Source organism: Fibrella aquatica (assembly GCF_041321135.1).
Classification (GTDB): Bacteria; Bacteroidota; Bacteroidia; order Cytophagales; family Spirosomataceae; genus Fibrella; species Fibrella aquatica.
This window is the reverse complement of the sequence record NZ_JBGGWF010000002.1, coordinates 332,338-347,610: the sequence shown is the minus strand read 5'-3', so window position 1 is coordinate 347,610 and position 15,273 is coordinate 332,338. Positions and strand designations below refer to the sequence as shown.

Sequence of the window (15,273 nt, the reverse complement as noted above, 5' to 3'; positions counted from 1 at the left end):
GCACTTTTCATAAAAAGAGGCCAATTGGAATCATATCCAACTGGCCTCTTTTTGTTTACCGGAACGTACCTATAGAGCTAATCCACTGCGGCGTAGCATGGCTTGGGGCGATGGTTCACGACCCCGGAATTTTTTGTACAACTCCATGGGTTTCTCGCTACCTCCTTTTTCCAGCACGTGCTGACGGAATTTCTGAGCCACTTCTTTAGCCCCCAATCCGCCGTTCTCCTGGAAGTACTCGAAGGCATCGGCGTCCAGCACTTCGCTCCATTTGTAGCTATAGTACCCGGCTGAATAGCCTCCGGCGAAAATATGCGAGAAGGCGGTGCTGAAGGCGGTGCCTTTCACCCGTGGGAACAAGTTCACCAGCGAATCGGCATGGCTTTCCACATCTGAGATGGTTTCATCCGTAGGCTTCCTATCGTGATAGTACATATCCGTAATTCCAAAACGGAGCTGACGCAGGTTGGCAATTCCGGCCATGAAGTTCTGACTGGCACGAATTTTTTCAACCAGCGATTGGGGAATCACTTCACCGGTTTGGTAATGCTTCGCAAAGAGGTTCAAGGCTTCGGACGTGTAACACCAGTTTTCCATCACCTGCGACGGCAGTTCAACAAAGTCGCGGGGAACGCTTGTGCCGCTGAGGCTTTCGTATTGTCCGTTAGCCAGCATGCCGTGCAAGGCATGGCCAAACTCGTGGAAAAGCGTGGTCACTTCGTAAAACGTCAGCAACGACGGGCGGGTATCTGTCGGGCGCGTGAAGTTGCAAACGTTGACAATGTGCGGACGCAGATTGACGCCGTTGACCACTTTCTGGCCCTGCACATCGTTCATCCAGGCACCACTACGTTTACCGGCACGGGGAAAATAATCACCGTAGAACACGGCCAGAAACTTACCATTCTGATCAAATACTTCGTAAGCTTTCACTTCCGGATTATATACCTGAATGGCGCTGTTCTCTTTGAACGTAATGCCGTAGAGTTTGTTGGCCACGGTGAATACACCTTCCAGCACATTCTCTAGTTTGAAATAGGGCCGCAACATTTCGTCGTCGAGACTTAGTTGCTGCTTTTTCAGTTTCTCGGCGTAGTAGCTATAATCCCACTGCTCAATCTGATCGCCTTTAAAGCCATTGACCTGGGCAAAAGCTTTCAGCTCATTGAGTTGACGCTCGGCAGCGGGACGGGCATACTGTACCAGTTCATCCAGGAATGACTGCACTTTTTTGCTCGAACCAGCCATGCTTTCTTCCAGCACAAAATCGGCGTGTGTACTGTACCCCAACAGGTTAGCCCGGTCGTAGCGTAACTGCACCATGCGCTTGATGTTGGCCTGATTATCGTATTTATCGCCTTTAAATCCGCGACCATTGTAGGCCCGGTACAGCTTTTCGCGCAGCATCCGATTGTCGGCATATTGCATGAACGGCGCGTAGCTAGGCGCCTGAAGCGTGAACGCCCAACCCGTCAATTTTTTCTCCTGAGCCACTTTCCGGGCCGATTCTTTGGCAAAATCGGGCAGACCGCTCAGGTCTTTTTCGTCGGTTACTTCCATCACGTACTCGTTGGTTTCGTTGAGTACGTTTTCGCCAAACTGAATAGAGAGTTGCGATAGTTCTTTGTCGATGGCGCGCAGTTTATTTTTATCAGCATCGTTCAAATTGGCTCCGTTGCGGGCAAACCGCTTATACGTTTTTTCGAGCAGCATCTGGCTTTCTCCGTCGAGCTTCAGGCCGGCCCGTTGCTCATACACGGCCTTGATGCGGGCAAATAACTTATCGTTCAGTGTAATGTCGTTGCCATATTCAGTCAACATCGGCGAAACCTCTTTCACGATCTGCTGAATCTCTGGGCTGGTTTCGGCGGCGTTCAGGTTGAAGAGTACCGATGTGGCGCGGCTAAGCTGATCTCCTGTTTGTTCAAGGGCAACCACCGTATTGACAAACGTGGGCGCTGCCTTGCTGTTGGCAATCGCGTCAATTTCCTGACGGCCTGCGGCAATACCGGCCGTAATCGCGGGCAAGTAATGCTCATTTTTGATGAGCGGAAAGGGAGCCGTTTCATGAAGGGTCTGAAAGGGCTTAAGCAGTGGATTAGTGGTCATCATAGTTTTAGGCGTCGACCGGGTTTGGCGCGTCGACTGGGCGGCTACCGTTCCCGCACACAGCGAAGCTACGGCAAGCCCAATAAGTTGAAACGATACGTGCATTTTTGGAGAGAGTACAGATGAATTCGGCAACGATACTTGGCTTACTTAGCGTTGTATACCCGGTTGAAAGCAGCGAATATTGCTTCCTGAGCGGGATGATCCTTTAGAAAGATAGCCGCTGCATATACCCGACTTTGTTCGTATGAAAAGGGAAGGCGAGTATAACCTTCGCTATGTCGTTGATACCACTGGCCAAACAGAATACGACGATGCCGCTCCATTTCATTATCTAAACTACACACGTAGCTAATAATTAACTGAGGATTAGCCGCAAATGCTTGTTTCCGAGTATAAACCACCGTCAGTTCTATACGGGGATCATGAACCGGTGTTCTCATTCCTACAGAAATGATGGAGAATGAATAAAGGTACTCAGCGAATGAGTCGTCAGGGAAGTAAGATTGATCAGACCGAAACGCTAGCTGATACACAAAGCCATGATCAGTCGTGCAGGCAAACCCTTCATTGTTTTCCTGAAGTGGGTAAGGAGAACGGTTTGACGAACTTGATGTGGGCTGGCTTGGGGTGGGCATTAGGGTCTTGAAAATGCTGCTCAATCCTTTTTTTGTCCTCCAGCATCTGCTGAGCAATGCTTTTGGGACGAGCTACTAGCGTTGCCATATCCAATGTATGTAGTTAAAGTGAAAACAAAATCAGGCCACTACCGGTGGTAAAATGCAACTCTTGCTGAGTCTCAAATATACGTCTTCAGCTGTATAACGTCACTTCCCGGTTAAGAGTTTATCCGTGTCAGAGGCAGGTTAGCCCGATAGATGCTGGTCCTGCCAACTGCTCTAATGCCCTACTCACCGCCCAGAAACGTTTGAAACCACTGTCCAGATTGCTTAACAATCCGGTGTTGGGTGCGGTGATCTACGTGTACTAAACCGAAACGGGGTCGATACCCTTCGGCCCATTCGAAATTGTCGAGCAACGTCCAGACAAAATAGCCCGCCAGGTCGATTCCTTCGGTCTGCGCCTGACGTACCTGTTGCAGGCATTGTACATGGTAGGCCGTGCGGGCCGTATCAATCACCTGTCCCTGCTCCACCTGATCGTAAAAGGCAACGCCACTTTCGGCCACAATGAGTTTGTGGGAGCCCTCGTACAAACTGAACTGCCGCAGGATGTGCAGCATACTGGCCGGATGCACCTCCCAGCCCATTTCGGAAATGACCTCGACCTGACGGCGGTTGGGCGATACGTCGCGGCCCCACAGGTACGGTACCAGCATGGAATGTTCGACCACCACCCGAAAATAGTGCTGCAACCCGATGAGATCGAAATTGAACGCCAGCCTTTCGTGGTCGCCGGGTTTGGCAAATCGCTTGTCGATTGATTTTAGAAAAGAGAGTTCTCTGGTGGGGTAACCCAGCCCCAGAGCGGGTTCGATAAACAGACGATTTAGAAGTGCGTTGGCGCGTTGGGCCGCCTCTACATCGCGTTTCAGCGGACTGACTGCTTCTACTGGTGAGCAGGAAAACGTGGTGCCGATCACTGCGCCAGGTACGTGTTCGCGAATTAGCCGTCCGCCGTCGGCCTGGGCCAGCGCCGCATGATGAATGACGGCCGGGACGCTGGTAAACCGGCGACGGCCGGGCGCGTGCATACCCACCAGATAGCCCAGTATGGTAAACGCCGACGGTTCGTTGAGTACCAACCAGTGCTTCACTTTGTGGCCAAACGCTTTTACCACCAGCGTCACGTAGTCGGAGAACCAGGTCAGCACGTCGCGGTTGACCCAGCCGCCCCGGTCTTCGAGTGCCTGGGGCAAATCCCAGTGAAAGAGCGTGATCCAGGGGGTTTGTCCCTGCCGAATGCACTCGTCGATAACGCGATCGTAAAAAGCCAGACCCGCCTCGTTGACCGCCCCCGTGCCCATAGGCAGCACCCGCGACCAGGAGATCGAAAACCGAAAGGCGTTGAAACCCATCGCTTTGTTTAGCGCAATATCGGAAGCATACCGGTGGTAGAAATCACAGGCCATCAGGGCATTTTCACCCGTTTTTATCGCTCCGCGTTTCTGTGAGAACGTATCCCACACCGACGGTCCACGTCCGTCTGTAATGGTGGCCCCTTCAATCTGGAACGCCGCCGTGGCTGTTCCCCAAATAAAATCAGCACCGAAATCGGCGCGCTGTACGAATGAAGCCAACAGGAAATCAGGTCGATAATCGGCAAGTTCAGTACACCCGCCGGAAAACGAACGATCTGATCGATTAACAAACTGTTAAGATGGACGTTGGATGTTGGTTTTTGTCATTCCGACGACAGGAAGGATCTTCGCTAGTAGCTAACAATGCCTGCTATTAGCGAAGATCCCTCCTGTCGTCGGGATGACAAAAAACGTCCAAAATCCCGCATTCAGCCGTCTACCGTTTCGGCCCTTTCGGCGAGGCCGTTGCCTGATAGCTGATTTTGAAGAGCGTACCGTTCATATCGTCAGTTACGTACAGTGAACCGTCGGGGCCTTGCGCCAGTCCGCAGGGGCGGTGTTGCACGGGGCCGGTGGGCTTCACCAGATCGGTACCGGCAAAATTATCCGCGAAGATCTCCCAAGGACCCGATGGCTTACCATTTTTAAACGGCACGAACCCGATCAGATATCCTTTGTGCAACGATTGCGACTGCCCGTGAAAGGCAACGAACGCTCCGTTTCGGTACCGGGCCGGAAAGGCGCTTCCGGTGTAAAATAATAACGCGTTTGGACCCATGTGCGCCGGAAAAGCCGCCACCGGATCGATTGTTTTGGCCGTACCCAATTTTTTACCATCGCCGCCGTACTCAGGAGCCAGTATCTTTTTCTTCTGAATATGATCGTAATACACATACGGCCAGCCCGCATCGTCGCCCTGATGCACCTCATACATCGTTTCGGCGGGCAGTTCGGCGCTTTGTTGTGGCGTGTAGTATTGCGGATAAAAATCATCGAAACTACCCCGTCCATGTTGCATGACAAAGAGCGAATTGGTAGCCGCGTTCCAGTCGAGGCCCACCACATTTTTTAGACCAGTGGCAAAGCGCTCGCCATCGGCAAACGTCTGGTTGGGTACGTTACTTTTGAAGCGCCATATGCCGGCCGCCGAATCTAGTAACGGGCAGGGCATCATGCCTTTACCCGTACCTTCAACCCGACAACGGTCATTGTCGGAGGCGATGTTAACGTAGATATTACCCTGCTTGTCAAGCGCGATCGACTTCGATTTGTCCCGCTCTTTTTCGCGCAGGCCCGATACCAGTTTCTCCGGCAAATCGGGCGTGGTAACTTCCTGATTTTCGTTCAGTTTGTACCGAAATATGCTGTTGTTCGACGACGTGTAGAGGTAATCATTATGAAGAAAAATACCGGTTCCAGGATAATCACCGAACCCTACCCGCTCATCGATAACGCCATCTTTGTTGGTGTCGCGCAGGCGATAAATGCCTTTACCGTCTTTCAGTTTGGCGAGTTTTACATAAATATCGCCGGTTTTACTCACCACCACATGGCGGGGCGTACCCAGATCTTCGGCCACAACCGTTGCCTTGAAGCCAGCCGGTAACTTGACAACCGCCGGATCAATGGATCGGTTGGCGGGAGAAGCCGGTTTTTTGGGTGGCAGCGTACCCGCAATGGTGGTATGGTTGCCTATCAAGAGTGAGAAAATCAGACAACCAGACAGAAACGAAACGGTATTCATAGAGTAGGGAATTGGTATAAACAGGACAGTGCTTCTTTCCTACCAAAGACGCCGCCCCCGGCCCACATACCCGGCGGGTTCTCTGAACAGCGAGCGCATTAGCCCAGAAACCTCTACTTTTGGGCTCTCTCAACCGATCTGATATGCTCTCTGTTGCCAACGCCGACCAACTTCTTGCCGCTCATGGCCTGGTTCTCTCTACCGAAACGGTGCCTTTTGCCGAGGCGCGGGGACGGGTATTGGCTGAAACCATTCTGGCCGACCGCGATTTCCCACCCTTCGACCGGGTGGCTATGGATGGTATCGCCATTCAGTTCAATGCATTAGCCGACGGACAGACAACGTACCCAATTCTGGCCATTCAGCGGGCCGGAGAACCGTTACAGACGCTGCCCGACGTTACTGGCTGCATGGAGGTAATGACCGGTGCCATTCTGCCCACCGGAGCCGATACCGTTATTCGGTACGAAGATCTGTCGATCGTTGACGGGATGGCTACGCTGACTGTTCCCGATGAGATGCGCCGGGGACAAAACATCCACCGACAAGCCACTGACCGCCGCACCTTCGACGTGTTGCTGGCCGCCGGTACGGTACTTCGACCCGTTGAACTGGCTGTGATCGCTTCGGTAGGTCAGACGTCGGTGGCCGTGATGAAACGCCCGCGAGTGGCCGTCATCTCGACCGGTGATGAATTGGTGGATACGCATCAGACGCCCCTCCCCCATCAGATTCGCCAGTCGAACGCGTACCTGTTGCAGGCGGCCTTGCGCGATCTGAACATCGACGCTTCCGTGCATCATTTTCCCGACGATATGGCCGTCATTACGTCGGGCTTATCGGGTTTGCTGGCGCAGCACGACGTGCTGGTGATGACGGGCGGCGTTTCGGCCGGGAAAGCCGACTTCGTTCCTGACGTTCTGGGCGGTCTGGGCATTGGCCGGGTTTTTCATCAGATTGCGCAACGGCCGGGTAAACCGCTCTGGTTCGGAGGCAGTGCCGACGGGCAGCGCATTGTGTTTGCCTTACCGGGCAACCCAGTTTCTACGACCCTATGCTTTTACCGATACGTTCGTCCTTACCTGCAAACGGCGATGGGCATGGCGGCCGAGCCACCGCTACACGTTCAACTGGCTAATCCGGTGACGTTCAAACCTAACCTGACCCACTTTACCCCCGCCCGGCTGCAAACCACTGCCGATGGTCAATTGCTGGCTCACACCCTGCCTGGTAGTGGTTCGGGCGACTTCAGCAATTTGACGGCCGCCGATGCCTTTCTGGAACTTCCCGCCGACACCACTGAATTTCCCGCAGGTACGTTGGTCACCGCCTGGCCAATTGGGTAAGCAACGGCTAGATTGTCATTCTGTTAAGTAGTTGATCAGCCCATAGCCCAGCCGTGACGATGAGGTACATTTGCCCTGCAGTTTCTGCCTGAACCGCTCACAACTACGTCTGACTCATGAAAAATCTGTTACCCTTCCTGGGCCTATCCCTATTGCTTGTTACCCTGTTCGCGGGTTGTCAGCGCACCAGCAGTTCCAGCCAATCCGCGGAAGGTGCGGCCCTGTACAAACAACTGGCCGACAAACGAATCAATCTACCCAACGGCTGGTCTCTAACTCCGCCTGGTAGCAGCCTCGAGCTGGATGACCTGCCCCTGACGATGGTGGTCTCTTCCTCGAAGAAATACATGGCTATTACCAATAACGGGCAGAGTACCCAGAGCATCACGCTCATCGACGTGGCCACCAAACAGATTCTCGACACGGCCCGCGTGGCAAAAGCATATGTAGGACTGGCTTTCAGCGACGATGAATCGAAGCTGTACGCGTCGGGAGGGAATGACAATCAGATACTTACCTATCGAATCGAGAATGGGCAACTGATCAGCGATGCACCGATTGTGTTGGGGAAACCCTGGCCAACTAAAATCTCCCCTGCCGGACTAACCGTGAACAGCGCAACCGACCGCCTCTATGTGGTGACGAAAGAAGACAGTTCACTCTACGTGGTCGACACCAAATCGCGCCAGGTCATCCAGAAGCTGAACCTCGGCGCCGCGGCTTACACCTGCCTGCTGTCGCCCGACAAAAAAGAACTGTTTGTCTCCCTCTGGGGCGGAAGTAGTGTGGCCGTTGTGGCCCTCGACCCGTTGCGCGTTGTCACGAAAATTGCGACCAACAAAAACCCGAATGACCTGCTGCTTACCCGCGACGGCAAACACCTGTTTGTGGCCAACGGAAACGATAATACGGTAGCACTAATCGACGTAACCCGGCGGCAGGTGCTCGAAACCCTGACGGCCTCTCTGTTTCCCGATGCACCGGTGGGTTCTACGCCCAACGGGTTGGCCTTGAGCGACGATGAAAACACGCTGTACATTGCCAATGCCGATAATAACTGCCTGGCCGTTTTCGATGTGTCGCGGAAAGGTCACAGCCTGTCGAGCGGGTTTATTCCGACGGGCTGGTATCCAACAGCGGTGAAGGTGATCGGGTCAACCCTTTTTGTCACCAACGGAAAAGGCTTTTCGTCGAAAGCCAACCCAAAGGGCCCTAACCCCGTCAGAACACGCACACCACAACAAGTCGGACCTAATCCACAGGCCAACGTTGGTCCCGTTCAGTACATTGCTGGGCTCTTTAAAGGTACCTTATCGATGATCGACGTACCCAAGCCCGATATCCTTGCGGCCTATTCACGACTGGTGTACGCCAACACGCCCTACACAAAGCGCAAAGAAAGCCAGGCCGAAGGTGAAGAAGGTAACCCAATTCCAACGCGGGTTGGCAACAAGTCTCCCATCAAATACGTCTTTTATATCATCAAGGAAAACCGTACGTACGACCAGATTTTGGGGGATATGTCCGAAGGTAACGGCGACGCCTCGCTTTGCTTATTCCCGCAGAGAGTGACGCCCAATCAGCATGCACTGGCCAAAGAGTTCGTACTGCTCGATAACTTCTACGTCGATGCCGAGGTAAGTGCCGACGGTCATAACTGGTCATCAGCCGCTTATGCCAATGATTACGTCGAAAAAAACTGGGTAACCAGCTACGGAGGACGGGGTGGCACGTATGACTTTGAGGGACAGAAAGAAATTGCTCATCCCCGCGATGGATTCATCTGGGATCACTGCCAGCGCGCCGGCATATCCTACCGTAGCTACGGCTGGTTTGCCGACGACAAGGCCAACATTAAGGCACTGGAAGGCCGTTATTGCCCTACCTTCAAAGGCTATAACCTGGGATATATGGACGTAAAACGGGAAGAGGCCTGGGAAGCTGATTTCGACGCCCTGGTTGCCGCCGGTAACGTACCCAGACTCAGCACCGTCAGGTTCGGGAATGACCATACGTCGGGTGCCCGCATTGGCCTGCCTACACCCGATGCCGCGGTGGCTGACAACGACCTGGCCGTAGGTCGATTTGTGGAGCACCTCTCGAAGAGCCCCATCTGGAACGAATCGGTGGTGTTTATTCTGGAAGACGATGCCCAGAACGGTCCCGATCATGTGGATGCACATCGGTCTATTGCGTTCATGGCGGGTGGTTTCGTGAAACGTGGTTTCGTAGACCATACCATGTATTCCACATCTGGTATGTTGCGCACCATGGAGCTGATTCTGGGTCTGAAACCGATGAGCCAGTACGACGCGGCGGCCACGCCGATGTGGCGCTGTTTTTCGAAGACGCCAAACAAGGCTCCGTTTGTGGCCCGTACAGCAGGTGTAGACCTCAACCAGCGCAATGTAGCAGTGAACCGTAACTCCAAGCGTTCTTCACAGTTCGACCTAACCCGGCCCGACGAGATCGACGACCTGATCTTTAGCGAGATTGTTTGGCAAACCGTTCGCGGACAAAACAGCGTCATGCCCGCCCCACGGCGAGGTGCCTTCGTTAAGATTGGAAAGGCTTTAGATGAGGATGACGACTAAATACTCGTACGATTCTGTCATTTGGTGTGTAGCTTTAGCACGTGGCCCGGTCAACAACCGGGCTTTTTTTACGCAACCAACGGATAATCACGGCTCCCCTAATACTCAATTAGCCCAGGTCTCTTCAGTAGAGTTTGGATAACACCCCCGCCCTTTTTCGCGTTACACCTTATGGTAATCCCTTCATACATTAAACGCTATACGTGAAACGATTTTTGGTAACAACCGGTCTGGTCATTTTGGCGCTCGTGCTGGTAGTGGCTGGCTTTCTGACAGTCATTGCTACAACCACGTGGGGGCAAAAATTTGTCACACAGCAGGTTAACAGCTATTTAGGCAAGAAAATAAAAGCCCCGTTCCGAATCGGCCGAATAAGCTACCGCATTCCCGACTGGATCGAACTCAACGATGTTTTCTTTCAAACCCCGCAAGGCGACACCCTCCTGATCGGCGAACGTATGCGCGTTGATCTGGACATGATGGCGCTGATGCAAAGTAAAATTTCACTCAATCAGATCGAATTAGATAAGGTCAGCATACACATCACTCGCCTGGCAAACGACCGCAACGCCGGACCGCCCGACTTTAATTTTCAGTATATCCTCGACGCCTTCAATACGGCACAACCCGATACAGCCAGTTTAGCTAATAAGATTGACCCCGCTGCCGACACCACGTCAACCCCACTCGATATTAGCCTTTCGGGCGCTAACCTTCGGAAGATATTAATCCGGTACGAAGACGATGTGGCCGGAGCGAACGTCAACGCGTATGTCGACAGTCTGCATATCAACTTCAACGAAGTGAACGTGGCTCAGTCGCGGTACCTGATCAGCAACGTATCGGCCGATGGGCTAAGCGTGAAAAGCCGAATTTACGAAGGTATTCCGACGCCCACTACCCCCGAAGAAACTGGCGATTCGCTCACTATTGGGCTCGGAAGCTGGCAACTGACCCGGGCGCTGTGGGATGTTAGGCTGGAAACCGCTGATTTTGCCACTACTGGGAAAGTGGGAAAGCTGGCGATGGAAACCGACTATTTCCACCTGAACGGCGAAAAAGTAGGCATCAAATCGCTGGGGCTGGCCAACGCCGACATCACCACTACGCTGCTAAAACCGCAACGAGCGCAACAGGTAGCCCGCTCAGCAACGGCTGCTGAAGCGATTAAACAGGTTGATCCGGCTGTGAAAGCGACCGTAAAGGCACAGGAAGCCACCAAAGCGGCTCAGCCATCGGGGTGGGTAGCCCGCATCGGTTCGGTCAAATTCTCGAACAACCGAATCCGCTTTGATGACGAAACTCAACCTCGTCAACCCCGTGGACTCGATTACGGACACCTTGATCTGACCGGCCTGGGCATTGAGGGGCGAAACCTGCTTTATAGTCCAGAAACCATTTCAGGACAGATTCGGCAGGGGAAATTCAAGGATAAAAGCGGCTTCGTTCTACAACATTTCGACGTTGACCTGCTCTACGGTGAAAAGGCGACTCTGCTGACCAAACTGTTTATCCGTACGCCGAACACTATCCTGCGCGACCGGCTCGAACTACGATACGACTCGCTGGGGCAACTTTTGCGCGCTACTGAGGGTAAGAATCTGAACAGAGTCAGCGTGCTGCTAAATCTTCGCCAAAGCAAACTTGCTTTTGCCGACGTGCTGCAACTGGCTCCTTTCCTGGCCGATACGCCTCCGCTGGCCGGTAACCGCAACGAAGTAGTGCGCGCCGACGTGCAAATGCGCGGCACGCTGGCCGACCTCCGGATTCCCAAGGCGGAGTTTGCCATGTTTTCAGGGACTGTTCTCAAAGCCAATGGCCGTTTCACTAACGTGACCGATCCCGATCGGTTGGGCATGGACCTCACCCTAACCGACGCCCACACCAACCGCGCCGACATAAACAAACTCGCCCCGCCAGGTACGTTGCCCGATTCGCTGGCCCTGGCTCCTCAACTTAAGCTTACCGGAAAAATTCGGGGGTCTCTCAACAACCTGATTACCGACGCCCAATTGGCTACCAACTGGGGAACAGCCGCTTTCGACGGCACATTGCGTAACTTCTACGCGGGCAAAAATCAGGGCTACGCGGGTAAAGCCGTGCTGACCAATTTCGAAGCGGGCAAATGGCTGATGAATCCGGCGCAGTTTGGCACCATTACAGCCCAGGCCACCGTAAACGGGCGCGGTATTGACCCTGCCACCATGCAAACCAGTTTCCGCGCGGTGGTAGACGAAGCCGGGCTGAACGGTTATTCCTACAAAAATGCCGACGTAAATGGCTCACTAGTCAATGGTGAACTAACGCTGAAAGGGGGCATCAACGACCCTAACGTACGTCTGAACCTCGACACCAAAATGGGTTTAAAAGGAGCGTACCCAACCGTGGCCGGTGAAGTGTCTATTCAGGAATTGAACCTCGACAAGCTGAAACTATACGCTGACCCGTTATCCATCAAAGGCAATATCCGGCTAGCCATGACTTCAACCGATCCCGTTAGGCCCGAAGGGACTGTGTACGCCAGTGACGCCGTGGTCAGCCTGAAGGGAAAAAATTACCCTATCGATACACTTTATCTGAAAGCAGGAACCGCTGAGGCCAACCGCAAAAACCTGGTATTAGGCCTTCCGTTTGGGCAGGTAGCGCTAAACGGGCAGTTTGAGTATACGCAGTTATACGACATTGTGGCCGGCGAAATAAGCCGGTATTTTAAGATTCCCGATCTGGCCTTCAAACCCATTCAGCCGCCCTACGATTTTACCGTCAAAGGTCAGGTACGTCAGCATCCGCTCTTGCAGGCGTTTGTACCCGCCCTGCGCAAACTCGAACCCGTTTCGCTCGATGCCTACCTAGACAACACGCGCGACACCACGTTTGCCGCCACCATCAAAACCGGCCTGGTCGATTACGACACCATCGTGGTTCGGGGTTCGTCGCTGGCGTTGCGTGCCTATGATGACCAACTGAATGTATCGGGTCAGATAAACCGGCTGGAAACGCAGAGCCTGAAAATAGGACTGACCCAATTGCGCGGATCGGCGGCTAATAATCGGTTCTCATTTGCGGTGGTCAACAAAGATTCGGTCAACAAAGACCAGTACGGTCTATCGGGGCTTGTTTCGCTGGTCAACAATAATTACCGCCTCCAGGTGGGACAACGCGGCTTGTTGACCAATTACCGTACCTGGACATCCGATACGACGGGCTATCTGGAATATGGTCAGGCGGGGGTGCTGGCGCAGAATTTCCTGCTCAGGCAGGGCACGCAAACCATTAGCCTCAACAGCGTTGAACCGGTACCAAACGGCCCGTTACGCGTAGAAGCCCGCAACGTGAGCCTGAGCGATCTGTCGAGCTTAGCCAATCAGGACACCACGCTGGTGGCCGGTACGTTGAACAGCACGGTAGTAGTGCGCGATTACCTGTCAGCACCGGGGGGCACTCCCCTATCGTTCACCGGTGATTTGCGCGTCGATAGCTTGCGGGTGATGGAAAAACCGATTGGTAACCTGAATGGCAACTTCGCCAACGCCTCCAACGACCGGATCGAAGTAAGCGTAACGCTGCTGAGCCCAACCAACGACGCTAAAGTGTCGGGTTACTACGATCCAAACAACCCGACGGAATCACTCGATTTTTACCTGAAACTGAATAAGCTCGACGCTAAAACCATTGAGGCCTTTAGCTTCGGCGAACTCCGGCGGGCCAAAGGGCAATTGCGCGGCGAAACTGACATTCAGGGAACGGTCGACAATCCCCGCCTGAACGGTGGCATCTCGTTCGATTCTGTGGCCTTTAACATCAAGCAGTTGAATGCGACCTACCGCATCGACGAAGAGCGTATTCGGCTAGCGGGACAAACCATGACGTTCACGGATTTTAACCTCCGCGACACGCTGGGCCGCACCCTAACCACCGATGGTAAGGTCGTATTGAGCAACATTCCCGACGTTGCCTATGACCTTCGCGTACGGGCCAACAATTTCCTAGCCCTGAACGCCAGCCGCAAAGACAACGATTTCTTCTACGGAAAAGCCGCACTGTCGGCTAACCTGCACATCGAAGGCACAGGTACGTCGCCCGCTGTTACTGGCAGTCTGAAACTGGAAGAAGGCAGCCGGGTAACCACTGTGTTGCCCAGCGACGAAGCCAGTCTGAACGATGCCCGACAGGTGGTCACGTTCATCGATCATAAAGACACGCTGGCCCTGAGCCAATATTTGCGCCCCCGAAAAGACACCGCCCTGGCTCCGCTTCAGTTCGAGAAGCTAAACAACTCAAACATCAACGTAACGCTGGAAGCTGATGACCGGTCAGAAATTACCATCATCGTGGATGAGTTGAACGGCGACAACCTGAAAGCGCGCGGTAATGCTCAACTAGCGGTGAACGTGTCGCCTAGCGGGGCCATCTCGGTGTTGGGACGGTATGAAGTTACGGAAGGAAGCTATTCCCTGACGTATCAGGTGTTACAGCGCGAATTTCAGTTGCAGAAAGGCGGTTACATCAATTTCACGGGCGACCCGCTCAAGGCCGATCTGAACCTGACGGCGATTTACGAAACCCAGACAACCTCCGACGCGCTTATTTCCAGCGAAACAACCGGCTCGACTAATTCGCTGACCAAGGTGCGGCTTCCATATGAAGTGGCGCTGACCTTATCGGGCAATCTGGCGGCTCCTGCCATCAAGTTCGACATCATTGCCCCCCGCGAAACCATAACCCGTTTGGGTGCCTCATCGGATCTGGTGAACCAGAAATTAGCTTCGTTACGCGAAGACCCTAACCAGATGAACAAGCAGGTATTTGGTCTGCTGATTCTGGGGAACTTCATCGCCGAAACATCGTCATCGTCGGGCTCTGGTCAGTTGATCGATGCCGATAACCTGGCGCGCAGCAGCGTGAGCAAGATTATTAGCCAGCAGTTGCAACAGTTTGCGTCTGGTCTCATCAAAGGCGTTGATCTGGACGTGAATCTGAACTCGCGTAGTGGTACCGCCGAAACCGGGGGCACTGCCGGCACGAACCGAACCGATTTGAATATTGGCCTATCGAGAAGCTTTTTGCAGGGACGCCTTACAGTTTCTGTCGGGAAAAATTTTCTGGTCGACGGGTCGCAGGATGTGAAGGCAGCTCAAAACAACAACGCTGTATTCGACAATCTGAACCTGAATTATAACCTCACCCGCGACGGACGGTACGCGCTACGGGCCTATCGCCGCAGTAATACCGAGCGGACCATTCTGGAAGGTTTTGTTATTGAAACAGGTGTTGGTTTCGTTATTACCGTTGATTTCAACACCCTGGCCGACCTGGTTCGCCGCCGAAAAGAGGAAGACGTCGAATAGCGTTGTCTGCTTGATGTTGATGACGCGAGAAAATTGCTGACGCAAGTTGATTGCTGACGCGTGTAGAGACGCAAAATCTTGCGTCTCTACG

7 protein-coding genes are annotated in these 15,273 nt (G+C 53.4%); 3 read left to right on the top strand and 4 right to left on the bottom strand.

What is annotated here, in order from left to right; all coding sequences use genetic code 11:
• Positions 1-69: 69 nt before the first annotated feature.
• From ACAW87_RS05355 to ACAW87_RS05340, 4 genes are all read right to left on the bottom strand, one after another.
• On the bottom strand, positions 70-2,109 hold the full coding sequence (locus ACAW87_RS05355; RefSeq protein WP_370722820.1) for a M3 family metallopeptidase: 2,040 nt from the start codon (positions 2,107-2,109) through the stop codon (positions 70-72).
• Between the two features lie 146 nt (positions 2,110-2,255).
• Positions 2,256-2,747, bottom strand: a complete 492-nt coding sequence (locus ACAW87_RS05350; protein WP_370722126.1) for a hypothetical protein — start codon at positions 2,745-2,747, stop codon at positions 2,256-2,258.
• A 269-nt stretch (positions 2,748-3,016) separates the two neighbouring features.
• Positions 3,017-4,369 (bottom strand): GH1 family beta-glucosidase, encoded by a 1,353-nt coding sequence (locus tag ACAW87_RS05345; protein WP_370722125.1) that lies wholly within the window; start codon positions 4,367-4,369, stop codon positions 3,017-3,019.
• A gap of 217 nt (positions 4,370-4,586) precedes the next feature.
• Positions 4,587-5,894: a PQQ-dependent sugar dehydrogenase gene (locus tag ACAW87_RS05340; RefSeq protein ID WP_370722124.1), complete on the bottom strand. Its 1,308-nt coding sequence runs from the start codon at positions 5,892-5,894 to the stop codon at positions 4,587-4,589.
• A gap of 143 nt (positions 5,895-6,037) precedes the next feature.
• Here ACAW87_RS05340 and ACAW87_RS05335 point away from each other — a divergent pair, with 143 nt between their 5' ends.
• From ACAW87_RS05335 to ACAW87_RS05325, 3 genes are all read left to right on the top strand, one after another.
• Positions 6,038-7,240 (top strand): molybdopterin molybdotransferase MoeA, encoded by a 1,203-nt coding sequence (locus ACAW87_RS05335; RefSeq protein ID WP_370722123.1) that lies wholly within the window; start codon positions 6,038-6,040, stop codon positions 7,238-7,240.
• Between the two features lie 116 nt (positions 7,241-7,356).
• Positions 7,357-9,834 carry an alkaline phosphatase family protein gene (locus tag ACAW87_RS05330; protein ID WP_370722122.1) on the top strand — a complete coding sequence of 826 codons (2,478 nt, stop codon included), beginning with the start codon at positions 7,357-7,359 and terminating at the stop codon, positions 9,832-9,834.
• Between the two features lie 203 nt (positions 9,835-10,037).
• Positions 10,038-15,182 (top strand): translocation/assembly module TamB domain-containing protein, encoded by a 5,145-nt coding sequence (locus tag ACAW87_RS05325; RefSeq protein ID WP_370722121.1) that lies wholly within the window; start codon positions 10,038-10,040, stop codon positions 15,180-15,182.
• Positions 15,183-15,273: the final 91 nt, after the last annotated feature.